Origin of the sequence: Microcella pacifica (genome assembly GCF_009371975.2) — a bacterium.
In the GTDB taxonomy this organism is placed as follows: domain Bacteria; phylum Actinomycetota; class Actinomycetes; order Actinomycetales; family Microbacteriaceae; genus Microcella; species Microcella pacifica.
On record NZ_VIKT02000015.1, the window covers coordinates 34222 to 55809 of the forward strand.

The window sequence follows — 21588 nt, forward strand, 5'->3', positions numbered from 1 at the left end:
CGAGGATGGCGATCATCGCGTACATCCAGAGATACTTGGCGTTCATGATTCTCCTGTGGGGGCGTTGGGGGCGAACGTCGTCCAGCCTAGGCCGCCGATAGGCTGGAGTGCGTGACGAGCCCCGCGACGATCCCCGCTCCCGACACGGTCGACAACGCCGCCGCGACGCCCGAGAAGCACCAGCCTTTCGAAGCTCTCGGCCTCAAGCCCGACGAGTACGAGGCGATCAAGGCCCTCCTCGGTCGTCGCCCGACGAGCGGCGAGCTCGCCATGTACTCGGTCATGTGGAGCGAGCACTGCTCCTACAAGTCGTCGAAGGTGCACCTCCGTCAGTTCGGCCAGAAGGTCTCGGACGAGATGACGACCCACCTCATGGTCGGCATGGGCGAGAACGCGGGAGTCGTCGACATCGGCGAGGGCTGGGCGGTCACGTTCAAGATCGAGAGCCACAACCACCCGAGCTACATCGAGCCGTACCAGGGCGCGGCGACGGGCGTGGGCGGCATCGTGCGCGACATCATCTCGATGGGCGCCCGCCCGGTGGCGGTCATGGATGCGCTGCGCTTCGGTGCCATCGACCACCCCGACACGGCTCGCGTCGTGCCCGGTGTCGTGAGCGGCATCAGCCACTACGGCAACAGTCTGGGGCTGCCCAACATCGGCGGCGAGACCTACTTCGACGCCGTGTACCAGGCGAACCCGCTCGTCAACGCGCTTGCTGTCGGAGCCCTCCGGCACGAGGACCTGCACCTGGCGAACGCGCGCGGCGTCGGCAACAAGGTCGTGCTGTTCGGCGCGCGCACGGGCGGCGACGGCATCGGCGGCGCGAGCATCCTCGCGAGCGACAGCTTCAGCGAGGGCGGCCCGACCAAGCGCCCGGCAGTGCAGGTGGGCGACCCGTTCGCCGAGAAGGTGCTCATCGAGTGCTGCCTCGAGCTGTATCGCGGCGAGCTCGTGGAGGGCATCCAGGATCTGGGCGCCGCCGGCATCTCGTGCGCAACGAGCGAGCTCGCGGCCAACGGCGACGGCGGCATGGTCATCGACCTCGACGCCGTGCTGCTGCGCGACCCCACGCTCACGGCGGAGGAGATCCTCATGTCGGAGAGCCAGGAGCGCATGATGGCGATCGTGACGCCCGACAAGCTCGAGGCGTTCCTCGCCGTGACGGAGAAGTGGGATGTCGAGACGAGCGTGCTCGGCGAGGTCACCGACACGGGTCGACTCGTCATCCACTGGAAGGGCCAGAAGATCGTCGACGTCGACCCGAAGACGGTCGCGATCGACAGCCCCGTGTACGAGCGCCCCCTCGCCCGCCCCGAGTGGCAGGACGCCCTACAGGCCGACAGCGCCGCCGCGCTGCCCCGGCCGGCCGACGACACCGAGCTGCGCGCGCAGGCGCTGCGCGTTCTCGGGTCGCCGAACCTCGCCGACACGAGCTGGATCACCGACCAGTACGACTACTACGTCATGGGCAACACGGCCCTCGCGACGCCCGACGATGCCGGCATGATCCGCATCGACGAGGTCAGCGGCCTCGGTGTCGCGCTCGCGACCGACACGAACGGCCGCTACTGCCAGCTCGACCCCTACGCGGGCGCGCAGCTCGCCCTCGCCGAGGCGTACCGCAACGTGGCGGCGACCGGCGCCGTGCCCCGCGCGGTGAGCGACTGCCTCAACTTCGGCAGTCCCGAGAACCCGGCAGTGATGTGGCAGTTCCAGCAGGCCGTGACGGGTCTGGCCGACGCGTGCCTCGAGCTGGGCATCCCGGTCACGGGCGGCAACGTCTCCTTCTACAACCAGACCGGCGACGTGCCCATCCACCCGACCCCTGTCGTCGCCGTCATGGGCGTCATCGACCACGTCGACCGCCGCCTGCCCTCGGGCTGGCAGGACGAGGGCGAGAACCTCTACCTGCTGGGCGTCACGCGCGACGAGCTCGACGGCTCGGCGTGGGCGGGCACGATCCACGACCACCTGGGCGGGCTGCCGCCGCGCGTCGACCTCGCCGCCGAGCGCAACCTCGGCGGGCTGCTCGCCGCCGCCGCCGAGGAGGCCCTCGTGACGAGCGCGCACGACCTCTCCGACGGCGGACTGCTCGCGACCCTCGCCGAGGGCGTGCTGCGCTTCGGTGTGGGTGCGCGCGTCTGGATCACCGAGCTCATGGAGCGCGATGACGTGGATGCTCTCACCGCACTCCTGGCAGAGTCGACCGCCCGCGTGCTCGTGTCGGTGGCCCGCGAGGACGACGTGAAGTTCCGCGGCCTGTGTGCGGGGCGCGACGTGCCCGTGCTGCGCGTCGGCGTGACCGACGGCGAGGTCGACGGCCTCGAGATCCAGGACCGCTTCACGCTCAGCCACGCCGACCTCGCGGCGGCGCACCGCGGCACCCTGCCCGAGCACTTCGGCCCGCTCGTCGGCGGCTGAGCATGCAGGGGCTCGGCGCGGCGGAGGTGCGCGAGCGCCTCGAGCGCGGCCAGGGCAACGCGATGCCGAGCAGCACGGGGCGCTCGTTCTGGCGCATCATGCAGGCGAACCTGTTCACGCTGTTCAATCTCATCGTCGGCGGCGCGTTCGCGCTGCTGCTCGTGCTCGGCTACTGGCAGGACGCCCTGTTCGGGCTCTTCGTCATCGCCAACGTCGTCATCGGGGTGGCGCAGGAGTTCCGCGCCAAGATCACTCTCAGCAGGCTCGCGGTGCTCAACGCCCCGAAGGCGCGCGTGCTGCGGGAGGGCACGACGGTCGAGGCGCCCACCGCGGAGGTCGTGCTCGACGACATCCTCGTGCTCGCCGCGGGCGACCAGGTCACCGCCGACGCCGAGGTCATCGAGGCGCACGGGCTCGACGTCGACGAGTCGCTGCTCACGGGTGAGGCCGACCCCGTCGCCTCCGGCCCCGGGCGTGAGCTCATGTCGGGCTCGACGGTCGTCGCGGGCAGCGGGCTCGCGCGCGTGACCCGGGTCGGCTGCGACTCCTACGCCGCGCGCATCACGGCCGAGGCGAAGCAGTTCTCGCTCGTGCGCAGCGAGCTGCGCGGCGGCATCGCGCGCATCATCCGCTGGATCACCGTGCTGCTGCTGCCGGTCGGCACGATCGTCGTCAACGGCCAGATGCAGGCGGCGGGCGGGTGGGCGGTCGCGATCGAGTCGGGCGCGTGGCGCGAGGCGGCGGTCGCGGCGACGGCGAGCCTCATCGCGATGATCCCGCAGGGGCTCGTGTTCATGACGAGCGTCGCGCTCGCGGTCGGCGCCGTGAAGCTCGCCCAGCACGAGGTGCTCGTGCAGGAGCTCGCGGCCGTAGAGGGCCTTGCGCGCGTCGACATGCTGTGCCTCGACAAGACGGGCACTCTCACCGAGGGCCGCATGGTGCTCGACGGCGTGGAGCCGCTCAGGGCAACCGACCTCACGCCTCCCGCGCAAGCCGTGCTCGCGTGGATGGGCGCCGACCGCGACGCCAACGCGACGACCCGCGCGCTCGTCGAGCGCTTCACCGAGCCGCCGACCGAGCAGCCGGTGCGAGCGATCGAGTTCTCGAGCCGCCGCAAGTGGAGCGCCGTCTCCTTCGCCGACGGCCCGGCCCGCGGCACGTGGGTGCTCGGAGCCCCCGACATCGTCCTCGCCGACGTGCCCGATTCTGAGGATGCCCTGCTGCGGTTCGACGAGCGCGCGACGGCCGGCGAGCGCACCGTCGTACTCGCTCGCACCGACGTCGTGCTCGCCCCTCCCATCGAGGCGCCCGAGGGCGAGAGGCCGCCCGAGCCCGACCTGCCCGCCGACCTCACGGCGGTCGCCCTCGTGTCGTTCCGCGAGAAGGTGCGCGACGACGCTCACGAGACGCTCGGCTACTTTCGCGAGCAGGAGGTCGAGCTGTGCGTCATCTCCGGCGACGACCCGCGCACGGTGGCCGCGGTCGCGCGCGAGGCGGGCATCCAGCACGACGGTCCCGGATTCGACGCCCGCCAGCTGCCCGACCCCGATCAGGAGGGGAGCGAGGCCGAGCTCGACGCCATCATGGCCGAGCACCGCGTCTTCGGGCGCGTGACGCCGGAGCAGAAGAAGGCCATGGTTCTGTCGCTGCAACGGCTCGGCCACACGGTCGCGATGACGGGCGACGGCGTCAACGACGCCCTCGCGCTCAAGCACGCCGACCTCGGCATCGCGATGGGTTCGGGAGCCGCCGCGACGCGCGCGGTCGCCCGCCTCGTGCTGCTCGACGGCCAGTTCAGTCGCCTGCCGCGCGTCGTGGCGGAGGGTCGGCAGGTCATCGCGAACGTCGAACGGCTCGCCAAGCTCTTCCTCTCCAAGACGACCTACGCGATCCTCTTCGCCGTCGTGTTCGGGGCGCTCCTGTGGCCCTTCCCGTTCCTGCCGCGGCAGCTGTCGATCGTCGACGGGCTCACGATCGGGCTGCCCGCGCTCGTGCTCGCGCTGCTGCCCAACATCCAGCGCTACAGGCCAGGGTTCCTCACCCGTGCCGCGCGGTTCTGCATCCCCTCCGGGCTCGTCGTCGGCGGCACGCTCATTTCCGTCGTCGCCTACGCCTACCTCGGCGGATACGCCCCGCCGGTCGTGCAGACGGCGGCCGTCATCACCCTCACGCTCACAGCGCTGTGGGTTCTCGTGATCCTCTCCCGACCGTTCACGTGGATCACGAGCCTCGTCGTGGTCGCCGCCTACGCGGGTCTCGGTGTGGTGTTCGCGATCCCCGCTGCCGTCGACTTCTTGCAGCTCGGTGCCGCTCCGCTCGACCTCGTGCTCGTCGCGGTAGGGGCGAGCGCGATCGGCTCCCTCCTGCTCGAGGTCATGCACCGGATCGTCTCGCGCAGCGACCCGCGCTAACGGGACTCCACCGCGCGGCGCGCGAAAGACAACGGCGCTAGACGACCCCGACGCGAGCCCGTCGCCGCGCGGGCAGCCGCAGCCGTCGCTGGGCCAGCAGCACGCCGAGCAGCACGAGCAGGGCGCCGACCGGCTCGTTCCACACGAGCACCTCGCCGAGGACGAGCACGCCGAGCGCGACACCCACGACCGGCGAGATGTAGGTGACGGTCGCCGACCGGGTCGCGCCCCACACGCGCACGACGTTCTGGTTCCACGCGTAGGCGAAGCCCGTGCCCAGGGCCCCGAGCAGCACGATCGCGATGACCACCGAGGGCGTGAGGGTGACCGGGTCGAGGCCGATCGCGGGCGTGAGGATGAGCATCCAGACCGCCGCGAGGGCGATCATGACGAACGACAGCATGATGGCGCTCAAGCCGCTGTCGCGCAGGAAGCGGCGCATGTAGCTGAGGCTCACGCCGTAGCAGGCGGTGGCGCCGAGCACGGCGAGGTACGGCACGATGCCGCCCGTGCCCGCGCCGAGCCCCTGCCACGGGCCGACGATGACGACGACGCCGAGGGTGCCGACGACGATGCCCAGGATCTGCTCACGGGTGAGGGTCTCCACTTTGAAGAGCAGACCGGCGAGGAGGGCCGTCATGATCGGGGTCGTCGCGTTGAGGATGCTCGTCACCCCGGAGGCGAGGTACTGCTGAGCCCACGCGAAGAGCAGGTACGGCAGGGCGGCGAACGTGACCGACAGCACGGCGAGGTGGCCCCATACCCTTCGGTCGCGGGGGAGCCGGTCGCGCGTGACGAGCGCGATGAGGCCGAGGGTGAGCGCGCCGAAGAGGGTGCGCCCCGTCGCAACCTGCGCGGGCGAGAGGCCCTCGAGGGCGAGCGCCATGAAGAGGAAGCTCGCGCCCCACACGAGACCGGCGAGGCCGAACTGGATGGCGATCCAGGTCTCCGAGGTGGACGTCGCGGCGGGCGCCGCCTCGGTGGTCTCGGGGAGGGCGACCGGTACGGTCGCGGGTGCCGGCTCATCGCCGTCGAACGGGGCTGCGCCGGAGTTCTCTGGCGTCGCCCCCGCTGGGTTCTCGTGACTCACGGAGTGAGACTACTGCCCGGCAAGGCGGCGGATGTCATGCGCCGATCGCGCCGTCCGAAACCCGCGGGCGGGCGGACGTCGTCAGGCGTCTCCCGGCGTGCCGATGCTGCCGGTGGAGGCGATCTGCTCGTGGTGGTGGATGACCTCGGCGACGATGAAGGTCAAGAACTTCTCGGCGAAGGCGGGGTCGAGCTCCGCCTCCTCGGCGAGCGCTCGCAGGCGTTCGATCTGCACGCGCTCCCGGTCGGGGTCGCTCGGCGGCATGCCGGTCACCGCCTTGAGCCGACCCACGGTCTGGGTGCACTTGAAGCGCTCGGCGAGGAGGTGCACGAGCGCCGCGTCGATGTTGTCGATGCTCTTGCGCAGCGAGGCGAGCTCATCGGTGGCAGCGGCGTCCATGCTCCACAGCGTACTGTCTCGCGCTACCTCCCTGCGGTGGAGCGCTCCTCGAGCATCGCCGTGCGCAGGGTGGACCGGGCCTCCTGCAGTTCGGGGTCCTCCACCCAGCGATGGTCGACCTCCGCCCAGAGATCCTCGTGCAGGCCCTCGAGCATGCGGTCGGCGAGGAGGAGGTCCTCGTCGGCGAGCAGCTCAGGCGTCGCGATGATCGCGCGCTCGATCTGCCCCACGAGGGAGAGGATGATGCGCGGCTGGTCGGGGGAGGCGGAGAGTGTCACGCGGATCGCCGCGCTGACGGGCCCGGCGGCCCGCGGCAGCGTGAGCCGCTCGGTCGTCGGGTCGAGGACCGTCGACGAGGCGGCACGGTGGCGCGGCGTCGTGGCGGTCGAAACCTGGTGTGTCGTCAGAGTCATGTCCATGACGGTAGAAGTCTGAACGTCCCACGAAAAGGGGGTTGACGGGCTGTCGTGAAGAGCGATATGGGGCCGCTCGCGTCCAGGCTGTCGATCAAGGCACAGCGGGGAGCGGATAGTAGCTCACCGCAGCGGCGCGCGCCAGGGGGTGGGGGTCGGATTGACGACACTCGGACGGTTCGCTTGGGTTGCCTGAGGGGATGACAGTTCTGGGGGGACACCATGGCGATGAGCACGCTCACAGGCGCGGCGCGACATAGTCCGCGGGCGACCGTCTCGGTCGTCATTCCGGTGCGGGATGACTGGCACCACGTGGAGCGCTGCCTCGACGCGCTCTCCGCGCAGACGCATCCGCCCTTCGAATTCATCGTCGTCGACAACGCCAGTTCCGACGACAGCGCCGCCGTCGCCGCCCGCTACGGCGCGGTCGTGCTGCACGAGAGCGAGGTGGGCATCCCGGCCGCGAGCGCGACGGGCTACGACGCCGCGCGCGGCGAGTTCATCGCCCGCGTCGATGCCGACAGCGTGCCGGGCCCGACCTGGATCGCCTCGGTCTGCGAGCTGCTCGAGCGCCACCCCGAACTCGCCGCCGTCACGGGCCGCGGCACGCTCATGGACGACGACGGTCGACCGCACCTGCGCTCCTCGCGCCTCTATATGCGGTCGTACTTCACGCTCGTGGGGCTCGCGCTTGGCCACCCCCCGCTGTGGGGCTCGGCCCTCGCCATGCGGCGCACGGTGTGGAACGAGGTGCGCGGCGAGGTGTGCCGCCACGACGCGCGCATGCACGACGACATCGACCTGAGCATCCACATCGGCCCGCAGCGCACGATCGCGACCGATCGGCGCCTGACGCTGCCCGCCTCCGCGAGCCCACTCGCCCTCGATGGCGCACTCCTCGTGCGCCTCTGGCGCGGCCTGTACACGATCGTGCGGCACTGGCCGCGAGAGTTCCCCCTCCTGCGCTGGCTGCGCCGGCAGCAGTCCCCGCGCGCCGGCCTCACGGCGACGCCGCCGCCGCTCGCACCCGTGGGCGGCGCGCTCTAGAACCGGTGCCCCAGGACCGAGTGCCTAGGCGCGGCGCTGCGCAACCCGCCGTTCGAGCACGGCCCGTACGTCGGGCCAGTCGTCGATCGTCACCGCGAACTGGGCGGTGTCGCGCCACGAGCCATCAGACCGCGGCTGCTCGCGCCGCACGACGCCCTCGAACTGCGCGCCGATGCCCGCCATCGCCGCGCGCGAGCGCTCGTTGAGCATGTCGGCCTGCAGCTTGACTCGGCCGTAGCCGTGCGCGAAGACGTGGCCGAGCAGCAGGAGCTTGCAAGCGGCGTTGACGCCCGAGCCCCAGTGCTCGGGCGCGTAGGCCGTCCAGCCCAGGTGGGCGTACTGCAGGATCGGGGCGAAGTCGGTGAGGCTCGAGGTTCCCACAACCTCGCCCCGGGCATCCCGCACCACATACGGATGCCCGCGACCGATCGGCAGGTACGTCGGCAACCAGCCGGCGAAATCCTCCCCCTCCCGAAAGCCCGCCGGGCCGCCGCCCCAGCCGCCCGCGAAGACCTCGCGGTGCGCGAGCGCCGCCGTGAGCCCGGGCAGGTGCTCGTCGCGGTACGGCTCAAGCGTCACGCCGTAGCCGGAGAGCTCCTCGAACGGTGGCGGGGTCGTCGGGTACATGCGCGAGGCCGTCAGTCGAGCAGGTCGTGCCGCTGGATGATCGCGTCACGGCCCGGCCCTACGCCGATCGCCGAGATGCGCGCGCCGCTCATCGCCTCGATCGCGAGCACGTAGGCCTGCGCGTTCGCCGGCAGGTCGTCGAAGGTGCGTGCGCCGGTGATGTCCTCGGTCCACCCGGGCAGCTCCTCGTAGATCGGCTTCGCGTGGTGGAAGTCGCTCTGCGAGACGGGAATCTCGTCGAACCGCACGCCGTCGACCTCGTAGGCGACGCACACCGGGATTCGCTCGAGGCCCGTGAGCACGTCGAGCTTGGTCATGACGAAGTCCGTGACGCCGTTGATGCGCGCCGTGTACCGCGCGATCGGGGCGTCGTACCAGCCGCAGCGGCGCGGGCGCCCCGTCGTCGTGCCGAACTCGAAGCCGGTCTTGCGCAGGAACTCGCCCGACTCGTCGAAGAGCTCGGTCGGGAAGGGCCCGGCGCCGACGCGCGTCGTATAGGCCTTGACGATGCCGATGACGCGGTCGATGCGGTTCGGCCCGATGCCCGAGCCGGTCGCCGCGCCGCCCGCCGTCGAGCTCGAGGAGGTGACGAAGGGGTAGGTGCCGTGGTCCACGTCGAGCATCGTCGCCTGGCCGCCCTCGAAGAGGACGGTCTCGCCACGCTCGAGCGCCTCGTGCAGAACGAGGGCGGTGTCGGCGACCATCGGGCGCAGGCGCTCAGCGTAGGCCAGCAGGTCGTCGACGACCTCGTCGACGAGGATCGCCCGGCGGTTGTAGACCTTGACGAGCAGGTGGTTCTTCTGGTCGAGCGCGCCCTCGACCTTCTGCCGCAGGATCTTCTCGTCGAACAGATCCTGCACGCGGATGCCGACACGGTTGATCTTGTCGGCGTAGGCGGGGCCGATGCCGCGCCCGGTCGTGCCGATCTGGCGCTTGCCGAGAAAGCGCTCGGTGACCTTGTCGATCGTGCGGTGGTACTGGGTGATGACGTGGGCGTTGCCGCTCAGGAGGAGCTTCGACACGTCGACACCGCGCGCGCCGAGTGCCGTGAGCTCGTCGAAGAGCACCTCGATGTCGACGACGACGCCGTTGGCGATGACGGGGATGACGCCCTCGGTGAGGATGCCGCTCGGCAGCAGGTGCAGGGCGTACTTCTCGTCGCCGACGACGACCGTGTGCCCGGCGTTGTTGCCGCCGTTGAACTTGACGACGTAGTCGATGCGGCCGGCGAGGAGGTCGGTCGCCTTGCCTTTTCCCTCGTCGCCCCACTGGGCTCCGATGATGACGACGGCAGGCATGGCGGTCCCTTTCGGATCGAGTCGGGATGACCCCTGAGTCTATCGGCCTCGCCCGCACCGGACTGCGGGCGGGCGCCCGCACGGGGAGTCGGGGAGGCGACCGCGCGTCAGACCGCGGCCCAGTGCCCGCGCGCGGGCGCGGGGTGCGCTCGCGCAAGGCTGCCGGGAGCGAGGCCCAGCCGCTGCTCCGCGGCGCCGAGCACGATCGTGTCGGCCTCGTCGACCCCGATGATGTCCATGGCGTGGTGCTGCACCGCGACGCCGTCCGCGACGGCGGTGAGCATGCGCGCGTCGGCGGCGGGGTCGGCGCTCGTCGCGATGCCCGCGTCGACGACGCGCTCAATGAGGTCGATGAGGATGCGCTCGCAGTCGCGGTGGTGCCGGTCGAGGGCGGTGGCGAGCGCGGGCGTGCGGGGCGCTTCGCTCCACGCGTCGATCCACACGCGGTAGTGGTGCTCGGGCGTGGCGGAGAGCCAGCCGGCGAGAGCGGCGAGCGGCTCCAGCCCCTCGAGCTGGGCCCGGTCGCTCGCGAGCTCGCGCGTGACGGCGTCGTCGAACGCGGCGGCGACGAGGTCGTCGCGGCTCGCGAAGTAGTGGCGTATCAGCCCGTGCACGACGCCGACCTCGGCCGCGACATCCCGCAGCGTCACGCCGGCGAAGCCCTTGGTGGCGACAAGGCGCAGCGTGGCGCGCACGATCTCGTCGCGCCGCTCGTCGGAGGTCTTGCGTTCTGCCACGCCTCGAGCATAGGCGCGACCGGCGCCCCATTGTCCAGGTGGACAGCACGTGTTACTTTTATTGTCCAGTTGGATAACAGTGGCGCACCGCGCCCAGAATCGGAAAGAGAACGGGATGCTCAGCCGCACCCGCACCGCCCCCCACGCCCGCGCGCCCCGCCCCACAGCGCGGCTCGTGCCGAGCGTCGTCGCGAGCATGGTGCTGCTCTCCAGCGGATCCTTCGTCATCTTTCCGCTCATTCCCGCTCTGCAGCGCACCCTCGGCGTGAGCACCGCCGAGATCGGCTACCTCGCCGCCGCCGGATTCGGTGCTGCCCTCATCGCCGAGCTGCTCGTCGCGCCCGCCGCCGACCGCGGCCACGCTCGCCTCATGGCGGTCGCGGGCGTGCTGCTCGTCGCCGCCTCCCTCGCCCTGAGCGCCGCCGCCGGCGAGGGGTGGCAGCTCATCGCCGCGCGCGGGCTCGGCGGCTTCGGCTTCGGCATCTTCGTCATCGCGGCGAGCGCCCTCCTCGTGCGCAGCGACCCTGCGCGCAGCGGCGAGCTGCTCGGTCGCCTCGGCGCGGCCGAGCTCGCGGGCATCGCGGTCGGGCCGCTCGCCTCGGGCGCGGCGGTCGCGATCGCCTCGCCCTCCCTCATCCTCGCCGTCTCTGCGGCGTGCGTGGTCGCGGCCCTCGTGCCCGTCCTCCTCGGGTTCCGTGAGCACCGCACCGTGCCCGCACTCGGCGACGAGCCGCACCCGTACACGGGCGGCATCGCCGCGGGCGTGGCGGGCATCGCGGCCGGTGTCGTCGGGTTCGACCGCGCCGCCGAGCCCGCGGCCCAGCCCACCGCCGAGTCTGCGGCTCAGCCCACCGCTCAGCCCACCGCGACGCCTCCCGCGACCTCCACTCCACGCTCGAGCTTCGACCTCCTGCGACGCCCCAGCATCGTCGGCATCGTGCTGCTCTACGCGGCCGTCATGGTGCCGACGGGCGCCTACGACGGCATCTGGCCGCGGTACATGGCCGACCTCGGCGCCGGGCCCTTGCTGACGGCCGCGAGCTACGTGCTCTTCGCCATCCCCTACGTTCTCCTCGCCGCCTGGGCAGGGCGCCTCGCCGACCGTCGCGGCGGAATCGCCGCCTACTGGCGCGGGCTCCTCGTCCTGCTGCCGATCGTCGGCCTCTACGGCATCATCGGCAACCCCTGGGTCGCCACGGGCATGGGCTTCGTGGAGTCCACGGGGCAGGCGCTCGCCGTCATCGGCGCGGGCGCCGCCATGGCCCACGCGGTCGACCCCGCCCGGGCCGGCGCGGCGCAGGGCCTGGTGCGGGGCATCGGCCTCGCCGCCGCGACGATCGCTGCCGCGGTCTCCGGCCTCGCCTACGAGGCGGGCGGCGCGCTGCTGCTCTTCGGCGGGACCGGCGTGGCCGTCGCGCTCATCGCCGTGGTCGGGATGCTGCTCGTGCGACGACGCTGACCTCCACAACTCAGGAGATCCTGCGCGCTTCCGACTCGCGACACGCCGGTGCGGCCCTCACCCTCGGGACTGTGGGCGCCGAGGCCGAGCCGCATCTCCTGAATTGTGGAGATGGGCGGGGTGCTGGGTGTGCCGCGTGGAGTGCGGCACCCGGCCGACTCACGGTGTTGGCGCCGACACTGTATGCGTGGGCCGACAGAGAGACCTCGTGGATGGCGACTCGGCCGCGCGAGCACCGAAGACCTGCGCATCGTGCGGCCGGCGCATCGAGTGGCGCGCACGGTGGGCGCGCGACTGGGAGCACGTGCGCTGGTGCAGCGACGCGTGCCGTCGGCGGGGCGTGACCGCGGTGGATCGCGAGCTCGAGGCGAGCATCCGGAGCCTGCTGGCCAGCCGCGCGGCCGACACGACGATCTGCCCGAGCGAGGCGGCGCGCGCCGTCGCCGCCGCCAGCCTGGATGCGCGTGCCGTCGCTTCTGCCGGCCCGGATGCGCCCACCGCCGATCCGGCGACCGAGCCCTGGCGCGTGCTCATGGAGCCCGCCCGACGCGCGGCCCGACGCCTCGTCGCCGCGGGCGAGGTCGAGATCACGCAGGGTGGCCGCGTCGTCGACCCGTCGACGGCGAAGGGACCGATCAGGGTGCGTCGCGTGCGCTGAGGCACGCCCTGCGAGCGGCCGCTACAGCACGGGCGTCTGCTGGTGCGCCGCCGTGCGCCAGCGGCCCTCCTGATACACGTAGGTCGTGCTCATGCGCCGATCCACGACGTCGTCGCCCCGCACGGCACGCACCCGGTAGACGAGGATCGCCGCGCGGTCGCCGAGGCGCACGACGCGCTGCTCGCTCAGCTCGTACGAGTCCCACGGGGAGCCTTCGAGCGCCGCGAGCACGGCTCCGCGCTCGATGACGCCCGTGTCGACGACCATGACCGCGTCCTCGGTCATCGCGTGGTGGTAGTGGGTGCCGCCTTCGCCGCGACACAGCGCCTCCCACCCGTCGTGCTCCTGGCGGATGAGCTGGGCGGGCAGATCGTCGGTGATCGCAGTCATGAGGTCAGTCCACCGGTTGCGGCGGGCGCCGTCAAGCGCCGTGAGATTCGGGATGCTCCGCTCCCGCCGCGTGCACCCTCACCCACTCGTGCATGACGACGGCGGCCGCGGCGCTCGCGTTGATCGACCGCGTCGACCCGTACTGGCGGATCTCGATGACCTGGTCGGCCGCGGCAAGTGCCGCCTCGCTCAACCCCGGCCCCTCCTGCCCGAAGAGCAGGATGCAGGCGTGCGGCAGGGGCGCAGCATCCACGGGAACGGAGCCGGGCACGTTGTCGACCGCGACGATCGGCAGGTCGTGCGCACGCGCGAAGGCGATGAGGTCGTCGACGCTCTCGTGGTGGCGCACGTGCTGGTAGCGGTCGGTGACCATGGCGCCGCGCTTGTTCCAGCGGCGGCGGCCGACGATGTGCACTTCGGCCGCGAGGAACGCGTTGGCGCTGCGCACGATCGAGCCGATGTTCATGTCGTGCTGCCAGTTCTCGATCGCGACGTGAAAGGGGTGCCGCCGCTCGTCGAGGTCGGCGACGATCGCGGCCATGCTCCAGTAGCGGTAGCGGTCGAGCACGTTGCGGGTGTCGCCGTGTTCGAGCAGTTCGGGGTCGAGCCGCGGGTCGTCGGGCCACGGGCGGGGGTGCGGGCCGAGGCCGTGGGTGGTCCACTCGGGGGTGGGTTCAGGAGAGGGCTCGCTCACACCTGGAGGCTATCGGCCGATATCTCACACGGATGCTCTCACTCCGCCGCGCGTCGGTGCCGACACGTAGACTGACCGCACACGACAACGTGACCGTCCCAGATCCCGGAGGGGGAACGATGAGCGCCGCAGCAGCCAACGATCGCTCTGCCGCCGAGGCCGCGCGCGAGCAGGCTCTCGGCGAGATCAGCGACGTGTTGCTGAATCTGGAACACACGCGCACGCGCGCAAAGAAGGCCCTGCAGCGGGTGCGCAAGTCGGGCGGCGAGCACAATGTCGAGCTCGCCCTGACCGAGCTCATTGCCGACCTCGAGCGCACGCACAAGCGCTTCATGCACGACACCTACTACGCCGGCGACACCCTCCGTCTGCTCTGACCGTGCGCAGCGGTCTCGAGATTCAGGCGGCCCTCGCCGCCTTCGTCGCGAAGTGGGGCGGCTACACGGGGTCGGAGAAGGCTGAGGCGCAGACCTTCCTCAACGAGCTGTTCGCCTGCTACGGCAGCGACCGTGGCGAGATTGGGGCGCTCTTCGAGGATTTCACCGAGTCCGCCGGGTTCATGGACCTGCACTGGCCCGGCGTGCTCATCGTCGAGATGAAGGCGCCGAACGTCGACCTGGCGAAGGCCGCCGAGCAGCGGCAGCGCTACTGGTTGGAGTCGTCGAACCCTGAGGAGGACGTGCAGGCGGCCCGATGGGTCGTGGCCTGCAACTTCCGCGAGTTCGAGGTGTGGGAGCCGGGGCGGTTCCCGAAGGCACCCCGCGCGCGGTTCGCGCTCGACGAGCTGCCCGACCGGTATGACGCGCTGCTCTTCCTGCAGAGCGAGACGATCGAGCCGGTGTTCGCCGAGCACCGCCGCGAGCTCACGACCGACGCCGCCCGCCACATCGCCGACCTGTACCAGTCGCTCGCCGACCGCGGCGCGGCGCCGATTGACGAGATTCAGCGCTTCACGATGCAGGTGGTGTGGTGCCTCTTCGCCGAAGACCTCGGCATGCTCGACGGCTACCCGCTGCAGTCGACGATCCTCGAGCTGCTGAGCCAGCCCGACCCGGATAGCGCGCGCGACATCGGCTATCTGTTCGAGCTGCTCAACCAGAAGGGCGACCACAACCGCAAGGGCCGCTACACGGGCACGCGCTATGTCAACGGCGAGCTGTTCGCTAGACCTGCGAAGGTGCTCATGAGCAAGGACGAGCTCGAGCACTTGCGGCGTGCCTCCGAGTTCGACTGGCGCGCGGTCGACCCGACGATCTTCGGCTCGCTCATGGAGGGCATTCTGGGTGACGAGCGCCGCGAGCGACTCGGAGCCCACTACACGCACGAGGCCGACATCATGAAGATCGTCGCGCCGACGATCGTGCGGCCCTGGCGCGACCGCATCGACGCCGCCGCGAGCCCGGCGGAGTGCCGAGCGCTGCTCGACGAGCTGTGCGCGTTCCGCGTGCTCGACCCGGCGTGCGGCTGCGGCAACTTCCTCTACGTCGCCTACCGCGAGTTGCGCGCGCTCGAGTACGAGCTTAAGCAGCGCTACGCCCGTCTCGCTGCCGAGCAGGGCACACCGGTCGAGGCCGACCTGCCGTACTACCCGCTCTCGAACATTAGGGGCATCGACATTGAGCGCGTCGCCGTCATGGTCGCGCGCGTCACGCTGTGGATGGGCCACCGTCAGATGGTGGAGCGCTTCGGCACCGCCGAACCGGTGCTGCCGCTCACCGACCTGTCGGGAATCCGCGCCATCGACGCCCTCCAGTCTGACTGGCCCGAGGTCGACGCGATCATCGGCAACCCGCCGTTCCTCGGCTCGCAGCTGCTGCGCGCGAGCCTCGGTGACGGCTACCTGAAGTGGCTCAGCTCGACCTTCGGCATCGGCATCAAGGACTTGTGCGTGTACTGGTTCCGCAAGGCGCACGACCACTTGAAGCCCGGGCAGCGGGCGGGGCTCGTCGGCACCAACTCGGTCTCGCAGAACACCGCGCGCGGGGCATCGCTCGAGTACATCGTCGAGCAGGGCGGAGTCATCACCGACGCCGTGTCGTCGCAGCGCTGGCCGGGCGACGCGAAAGTGCACGTGAGTCTCGTCAACTGGGTTAAGCAGCCCGCCGAGCCCGTCGAGCGTTTCGTGCTCGACGGCGACGACGTGCCCGGCATCACGGCCTCCCTGCGCGACGGCCTCGCGGGTGGGTGGGAGCCGCAGACCCTCGCCGCCAACAAGAACAAGTGCTTCCAGGGGCCGATCCCGGTCGGCAAGGGCTTCATCGTCACCAAGGACGAAGCGAAGGGGATGCTCGCCGATGACTCTGCGGACTACGCGCGGGTAGTTAGGCCATTCCTGACCAGCGACGACATCGCATCGCGCCCCGACCAATCGCCGAGCCGGTGGATCATCGACTTCGCGCAGATGTCACTCGAGGCGGCAGTGCGATTTCCCGCCGCGCTCAGCATCGTCCGTGAACGTGTGAAGCCCTTCCGCGAGACGGTTCGACGGGAGAATCACCGACTTCGCTGGTGGCAATACGGTGAGCCCCGCGTTAGCTTGCGAAAGGCAGTTGCTCCTCTCACGCGGTCAATCGCCGTCGGCGCCCACGCCAAACGCCTTAACCTCACATGGCTCGACCCGTGGACGCTAGCCAACAATGCCAACATGGTCTTCGCCTTCGACGACGACTACAGCATGGGAATCCTGCTCTCCCGAGCGCACGACGCGTGGGCGTGGGCGCAGTCGTCGACCCTTAAGGGCGACCTCCGCTACACGCCGACGACGGTCTTCGCGACCTTCCCCTGGCCCGACCCCGTGACCGACGACCAGCGCCATGCGGTGGCGAGCGCAGCATCCGCCCTCTATGCGCGCCGCAGCGAGCTGTGCCGCGAGCACAGCATGGGCCTAACCGCGCTGTACAACCTCATGGAGGACGGCGGGTTCCGCGACCTGGCCGCCCTGCACCGCGAGCTCGACGTCGCCGTTGCGACGGCGTACGGCTGGCCGGCGTCCGTCGCGCAGGACCCCACCGAGCTGGTGCGCCGCCTCACCGACCTCAACCGTCAGATCGTGCAGCGCGAGCGTGCGTACGACCCGTTTCGAGCATCCGGAGCCTGACGCGCCGTGACCGACTCAGCCAGCCGCGATTCCGGCACCGCCGCCTCACCACCACCCGTGCCCAGCACGGGGCGCGACACCGCGGTCGACTTCGTGAAGGCTGCGTGCCTGCTCGTCGTCGTCGGCCTGCACGCGATGATGGCGGGCTTCACGGTCGGCGCCGAGGGGCTCACGATCACGAATGCTCTGGACGGGCATCCGATCTTCGCGTGGTCCACGTGGGCCGTGCAGGTGATGCCTCTCTTCTTCCTGCTGGGCGGGTTCTCGAGCCTCACGCAGTGGCGGCGCCTGCGGGGCGCTGGCGTGTCGGCCTCCGACTACGTGCGCATGCGCATCACGCGCCTCGTGCGGCCGGCCGTGCTGCTGTTCGCGCTCGTCGGGCTCACGCTCGCGATCCTCGCCCTCACCGGGCTGCCGGCCGACATTCTGCGCGAGGTCGGCTTCCGCATCGGGCAGCCGCTGTGGTTCCTGGCGGTGTACATCGGATGCGCGGGGCTGGTTCCCTGGATGACCGCCCTGCACGAGCGCGCCCCGCGCCTCACCCTCGCCGCCCTGCTGCTCGCGGCGGTCGCGGTCGACTCCGTCGTGGCCGCGACGGGCCTCGAGCTGCTCGGAGCCCTCAACCTCTTCTTCGTGTGGGTGCTCATCCAGCAGCTCGGATTCGCCTACGCCGACGGCATCATCGGGGTCCTGCCTCGCTGGGCGCTCTTCGTGCTCGCCGTCGCGGCGTTCGCCCTGCTCCTGTTCCTCACGACCGTGTTCGGCTACTCGACCGACATGTACGAGAACCTGAACCCGCCGACCGTGTGCATCCTCGTGCTGGGGGTGGGTCAGCTGATGCTGTTCGCCACGGCGCACCCGTGGCTGCGGGCGGTCGCCGACAGGCCGCGCGTCGCCCGCGTGGGGCTGTGGGTGAACGCGAACTCGATGACGATCTACCTGTGGCACGTACCCGTGATCGTGCTCGTCGTGGTGGTCATGCTCATCTCGAACCTGCCGTTCCCCGAGCCGTTGAGCCTGCAGTGGTGGCAGACGCGGCCGCTCTTCCTCGTGGCGATCGCCCTTGCGCTCGTGCCGATCGTCATGCTCGTGCGGCAGTTCGACCGCAGCAGGCACGACGACCGCGAGGTGACGATGTCGCCCCTGCTCGCGGCCACGAAGGTGCTGCTGGGGGTCGCGGGCGTGACCGTGATCCTGCTCGTCGGGTTCTCGCCCGCGGCGGGCGCGGCGCTCGGCGTGCTGCTGCTCGCGCTTGCCGTGCAGTTGCGCGGGCGGCGGCGGAAATTGGTGGAGCCGGAAAGTGGTGGAGCCGGTGGGTGAGCCGGGCGGTGAGCCGGAGCCCGCAGCCGCAGCTGCGGCTGCGCCAGCGGCCACTCCCGCACCTGCACCCGCAGTCCCGCCAGCGGCCGCACACCCACCCGCGGCCGCACACCCATCCGGTGACAATCCCGCCGCTCCTTCACAGAAGCCCTGATCAGAAGGCTTTTCCCCAGGGCACACGCCTCCGCGTCTCCCCCTCTCGAGTGTCGGTGGTCCCTGCTCGAATAGACGCATGACCACCTCCGAGCTCCCCCGCACGGCGACCGCTGCCGTCGACGGCGGAGTCTCGGCGATCCTCGACGCGATCGTCGCGCTCGAGCGGCTGACCGCTTCTCTCGCGGCGTCGCGGGCGGTCGCGATCGACGAACTGCGGCGCCTCATCCTGACGGCTGCCGAGCAGGATGCGCGGGGTGGGCGCTCGGGCGGCTGGGATACCGCGGTGACCGCCCGCCGCGTGGCCGCGACGGAGCTCGCCACCGCGCTACGTGTTTCGGAGTCCGCCGCGCAATCCCTCCTCAATGAGAGTGCGGCCCTCACCACGACCCTCCCGGGCACGCACGCGGGGCTGCGCGAGGGTGCGCTGAGCTACGCCCACACTGTGGCGATCGTCGAGGAGGCCAGCAACCTGCCGGCGTCATCGCACGCCGAGTTCGAGAAGACCCTCCTGCCGGAGGCCACCACGCGTACGGCGGCGGGCCTCCGCCAACGCGCCCGCGTCGTGCGCGAACGTCTGCACCCCGAATCGATCGACGAGCGGTGTCGGGACGCTCGCGAACGCCGTGATGTTCGCCTCGAGCCTGCCCGCGACGGCATGGCCTGGCTCACCGCCTACCTTCCGGCCGAGAACGCGATCGCGGCCTATCGGCGTGTGAGCGAGATCGCCACGGGTCTCGCCGGCTCCGGTGACGCCGAGCAGCGCGACGACCGCACTCTCGCGCAGCGCCGCGCCGACGTCATGACCGACCTCCTGCACGACGGAATCGTCTCCGGCTCGGGCGCGGGGCGCGGCGTGCGGGCGCAGGTCCTCGTGACCGTGCCCGCCCTCACCCTCCTCGACCGCGGCGCTGAGCGCGCCTCCGATGTCCCACCCTCTGCCAACACTGGCTCCGCCAGCACCAGGGTCAGGGCAACTGTCAGGGCCCATGACAGGGGCAGCGGCGCGCTCGACTCTCCCGTCCCGCCGGCGACACTCGAGGGCTACGGCCCCATCTCGGCCGACGTCGCCCGGCGCCTCGCCGCTCACGCCCCCAGCTTCACCCGCCTCCTCACCCACCCGGAGACGGGCGCGGTGCTTTCCGTCGGCCGCGACCGCTACGCGGTTCCACGCGACCTGCGGTTGTGGTTGCGCATCCGCGACGAGACCTGTCGGTTCCCGGGCTGCGGTCGCAGCGCGGCGAGCGCCGACGTCGACCACACGGTCGACTGGCAGCACGCCGGGGCCACACGACATGACAACCTCGCGCACCTGTGCGAGGCCCACCACCGACTCAAGCATCAGACCGCCTGGCTCGTGCACCAGGCAGGCGGCGGCGTGCTCGAGTGGACGGCACCCAGTGGCCGGCAGTACCGCACCGACCCGGCGACCCGCCTCGCCTGTTAACCTCGGCCCATGAGCGCGCCGCGAGAGACCCCCGCGCCCTCGGCTGCGCCGCTGTCGACCCCCGCGCGCTCGGCCGCGCCTCTCTCCGACCCCGCGCGCTCGGATCTGCCACCGTCGGCCCCCGAGCGCGCGATCCCGCAGTCGGCACCTCCGCAGATCTGGACTCCCGACGGCGACGACCTGCTCCTCCACGGCGACAACCTCGCCGCCCTCGAGCACCTGCCCGACGAGACCATGCAGCTCGTCTACCTCGACCCGCCCTTCAACACGGGCCGAACGCAGCAGCGCCGCAGCACGACGAGCACGCGCGACCCCGACGGCGCCTACCTCGGCTTCCAGGGCACGAGCTACCGCCGCACCGTCGAGACTCTCGGCCGCTACGACGACACGTTCCTCGACTACTGGGGCTTCCTCGCCCCGCGACTCGAGCAGGCCCACCGCGTGCTGCGCGACGACGGCACCCTCTACCTGCACCTCGACTGGCGCGAAGCGCACTACGCGAAGGTCGCCCTCGACGCCCTCTTCGGTCGCGAATGCTTCCTCAACGAGCTCATCTGGGCCTACGACTACGGCGCCAAATCCCGCCGGCGCTGGCCGACCAAGCACGACACAATCCTCGTCTACGTCAAGAACCCCGACACCTACTACTTCGACTCCGACTCTGTCGACCGCGAGCCGTACATGGCGCCCGGCCTCGTCACGCCCGAGAAGGCAGCGCGCGGCAAGCTGCCCACCGACGTCTGGTGGCACACGATCGTCACGACCAACGGCCGCGAGAAGACCGGCTACCCGACCCAGAAGCCGCTCGGCGTCCTGCGGCGCATCGTCGCCGCCTCGAGCCGCGAGGGCGACTGGGTGCTCGACCCCTTCGCCGGCAGCGGCACGACAGCCGCCGCCGCCCGCGACCTCGGCCGGCGCAGCGTGAGCATGGACGCCAACCCCGAGGCGGTGCAGGTCATGAGCGACCGGCTCGGGATGCCCGTCACGACGCTCAGCGATGCGCAGAGCATCCCGTCGCCGGCAACGGAGGCCGCACCCCCGGAGCTCTCGCAGCGACGCACGTCGGGCCCCCGACCGCCTCGGTAGGCTGAGCCGCATGAGCGACCGTCGCGAGATCGAGTGCTGGCTGACCGACATGGACGGCGTGCTCGTGCACGAGAACGCGGCCCTCCCCGGCGCCGCCGCACTCATCCAGCAGTGGCGAGACACGGGCACGCCCTTCCTCGTGCTCACCAACAACTCCATCTACACGCCGCGCGACCTCGCCGCGCGCCTGCGCGCCAGTGGCCTCGACGTGCCCGAGGAGTCGATCTGGACCTCCGCGATGGCCACCGCCGACTTCTGCGCGAGCCAGATGCCGAACGGCACCGCCTACGTCATCGGCGAAGCCGGCATCACGACCGCCCTGCACGAGGCGGGCTTCATCATGACCGAGACGAACCCCGACTACGTCGTCGTCGGCGAGACCCGCAACTACTCCTTCGACGCGATCACGAAGGCGATCCGCCTCATCGGCACCGGCTCGCGCTTCATCGCCACCAACCCCGACGCGACCGGGCCGAGCGCCGACGGCCCCATGCCCGCGACGGGCGCGATCAGCGCCCTCATCACGAAAGCCACCGGCAAGGAGCCCTACGTCGTCGGCAAGCCCAACCCGATGATGTTCCGCTCCGCCATGAACCGCATCGGCGCGCACAGCGAGAACACGGCCATGATCGGCGACCGCATGGACACCGACATCGTCGCCGGCATCGAAGCCGGCCTGCACACCGTGCTCGTCCTCACGGGCATCAGCGACGAAACCGAGATCGCCAAGTACCCGTTCCGCCCGAGCGAGATACTCACGGGAGTGCACGAGCTCGTCACCACTGAACCGCTCGAGACCGAGCTCTACGAGCCAGACCTGTCCGTCGAGCCCTGAGCG

19 protein-coding genes are annotated in these 21588 nt (G+C 71.0%); 11 read left to right on the forward strand and 8 right to left on the reverse strand.

The features are described 5' to 3' along the window. Positions 1–111: 111 nt before the first annotated feature. The gene (gene purL / locus FK219_RS09445) at positions 112–2424 is read left to right on the forward strand and encodes a phosphoribosylformylglycinamidine synthase subunit PurL (RefSeq protein WP_152583861.1); all 2313 of its coding nucleotides are present in this window, start codon (positions 112–114) and stop codon (positions 2422–2424) included. Between the two features lie 2 nt (positions 2425–2426). Continuing rightward, a complete protein-coding gene (locus FK219_RS09450; protein ID WP_152583862.1) occupies positions 2427–4835 on the forward strand; it encodes an HAD-IC family P-type ATPase in 2409 nt (802 codons plus the stop codon). Between the two features lie 37 nt (positions 4836–4872). Here FK219_RS09450 and FK219_RS09455 read toward each other — a convergent pair whose 3' ends face one another. The 3 genes from FK219_RS09455 to FK219_RS09465 all read right to left on the reverse strand — a co-directional run bounded on the left by FK219_RS09455 (position 4873) and on the right by FK219_RS09465 (position 6737). After that, positions 4873–5925 carry a DMT family transporter gene (locus FK219_RS09455; RefSeq protein ID WP_152583863.1) on the reverse strand — a complete coding sequence of 351 codons (1053 nt, stop codon included), beginning with the start codon at positions 5923–5925 and terminating at the stop codon, positions 4873–4875. An 81-nt stretch (positions 5926–6006) separates the two neighbouring features. Beyond that, a complete protein-coding gene (locus tag FK219_RS09460) occupies positions 6007–6324 on the reverse strand; it encodes a chorismate mutase (RefSeq protein ID WP_152583864.1) in 318 nt (105 codons plus the stop codon). Positions 6325–6347: 23 nt separating this feature from the next. After that, positions 6348–6737 (reverse strand): hypothetical protein, encoded by a 390-nt coding sequence (locus tag FK219_RS09465; protein ID WP_152583865.1) that lies wholly within the window; start codon positions 6735–6737, stop codon positions 6348–6350. A gap of 228 nt (positions 6738–6965) precedes the next feature. Between FK219_RS09465 and FK219_RS09470 the strand changes: the two genes are divergently transcribed. Beyond that, complete coding sequence (locus FK219_RS09470; RefSeq protein WP_165638105.1) at positions 6966–7784, forward strand: glycosyltransferase family A protein; 819 nt, start codon at positions 6966–6968, stop codon at positions 7782–7784. 24 nt (positions 7785–7808) lie between these two features. Here the strand turns inward: FK219_RS09470 and FK219_RS09475 are convergent, their stop codons facing one another. The 3 genes from FK219_RS09475 to FK219_RS09485 form a co-directional block, all read right to left on the reverse strand. Continuing rightward, the gene (locus FK219_RS09475; protein ID WP_152583867.1) at positions 7809–8411 is read right to left on the reverse strand and encodes a GNAT family N-acetyltransferase; all 603 of its coding nucleotides are present in this window, start codon (positions 8409–8411) and stop codon (positions 7809–7811) included. Positions 8412–8422: 11 nt separating this feature from the next. Further along, positions 8423–9709, reverse strand: a complete 1287-nt coding sequence (locus FK219_RS09480) for an adenylosuccinate synthase (protein ID WP_152583868.1) — start codon at positions 9707–9709, stop codon at positions 8423–8425. Positions 9710–9816: 107 nt separating this feature from the next. Beyond that, complete coding sequence (locus FK219_RS09485) at positions 9817–10446, reverse strand: TetR/AcrR family transcriptional regulator (RefSeq protein WP_165638106.1); 630 nt, start codon at positions 10444–10446, stop codon at positions 9817–9819. Positions 10447–10561: 115 nt separating this feature from the next. On the opposite strand from FK219_RS09485, the gene FK219_RS09490 reads away from it, so the two are divergent. Next, positions 10562–11905 carry an MFS transporter gene (locus FK219_RS09490; protein WP_152583870.1) on the forward strand — a complete coding sequence of 448 codons (1344 nt, stop codon included), beginning with the start codon at positions 10562–10564 and terminating at the stop codon, positions 11903–11905. A 187-nt stretch (positions 11906–12092) separates the two neighbouring features. Continuing rightward, positions 12093–12563: a DUF3253 domain-containing protein gene (locus FK219_RS09495; protein WP_328821667.1), complete on the forward strand. Its 471-nt coding sequence runs from the start codon at positions 12093–12095 to the stop codon at positions 12561–12563. Between the two features lie 21 nt (positions 12564–12584). On the opposite strand, the gene FK219_RS09500 is transcribed toward FK219_RS09495, so the two are convergent. Then, a complete protein-coding gene (locus FK219_RS09500; RefSeq protein WP_152583871.1) occupies positions 12585–12953 on the reverse strand; it encodes a nuclear transport factor 2 family protein in 369 nt (122 codons plus the stop codon). A gap of 31 nt (positions 12954–12984) precedes the next feature. Beyond that, positions 12985–13647, reverse strand: coding sequence for a TrmH family RNA methyltransferase (locus tag FK219_RS09505; RefSeq protein ID WP_152583872.1), 663 nt, complete (start codon positions 13645–13647; stop codon positions 12985–12987). A 119-nt stretch (positions 13648–13766) separates the two neighbouring features. On the opposite strand from FK219_RS09505, the gene FK219_RS09510 reads away from it, so the two are divergent. The 6 genes from FK219_RS09510 to FK219_RS09535 all read left to right on the forward strand — a co-directional run bounded on the left by FK219_RS09510 (position 13767) and on the right by FK219_RS09535 (position 21585). Continuing rightward, positions 13767–14024 carry a hypothetical protein gene (locus FK219_RS09510; protein ID WP_152583873.1) on the forward strand — a complete coding sequence of 86 codons (258 nt, stop codon included), beginning with the start codon at positions 13767–13769 and terminating at the stop codon, positions 14022–14024. A 2-nt stretch (positions 14025–14026) separates the two neighbouring features. Next, positions 14027–16744: a DNA methyltransferase gene (locus FK219_RS09515; RefSeq protein ID WP_152583874.1), complete on the forward strand. Its 2718-nt coding sequence runs from the start codon at positions 14027–14029 to the stop codon at positions 16742–16744. 6 nt (positions 16745–16750) lie between these two features. Next, positions 16751–18064: an acyltransferase family protein gene (locus FK219_RS09520; RefSeq protein WP_152583875.1), complete on the forward strand. Its 1314-nt coding sequence runs from the start codon at positions 16751–16753 to the stop codon at positions 18062–18064. Positions 18065–18296: 232 nt separating this feature from the next. Then, a complete protein-coding gene (locus tag FK219_RS09525; protein WP_152583876.1) occupies positions 18297–19664 on the forward strand; it encodes an HNH endonuclease signature motif containing protein in 1368 nt (455 codons plus the stop codon). A gap of 9 nt (positions 19665–19673) precedes the next feature. Then, positions 19674–20750: a DNA-methyltransferase gene (locus FK219_RS09530; RefSeq protein ID WP_152583877.1), complete on the forward strand. Its 1077-nt coding sequence runs from the start codon at positions 19674–19676 to the stop codon at positions 20748–20750. 10 nt (positions 20751–20760) lie between these two features. After that, positions 20761–21585: an HAD-IIA family hydrolase gene (locus tag FK219_RS09535; protein ID WP_152583878.1), complete on the forward strand. Its 825-nt coding sequence runs from the start codon at positions 20761–20763 to the stop codon at positions 21583–21585. Positions 21586–21588: the final 3 nt, after the last annotated feature.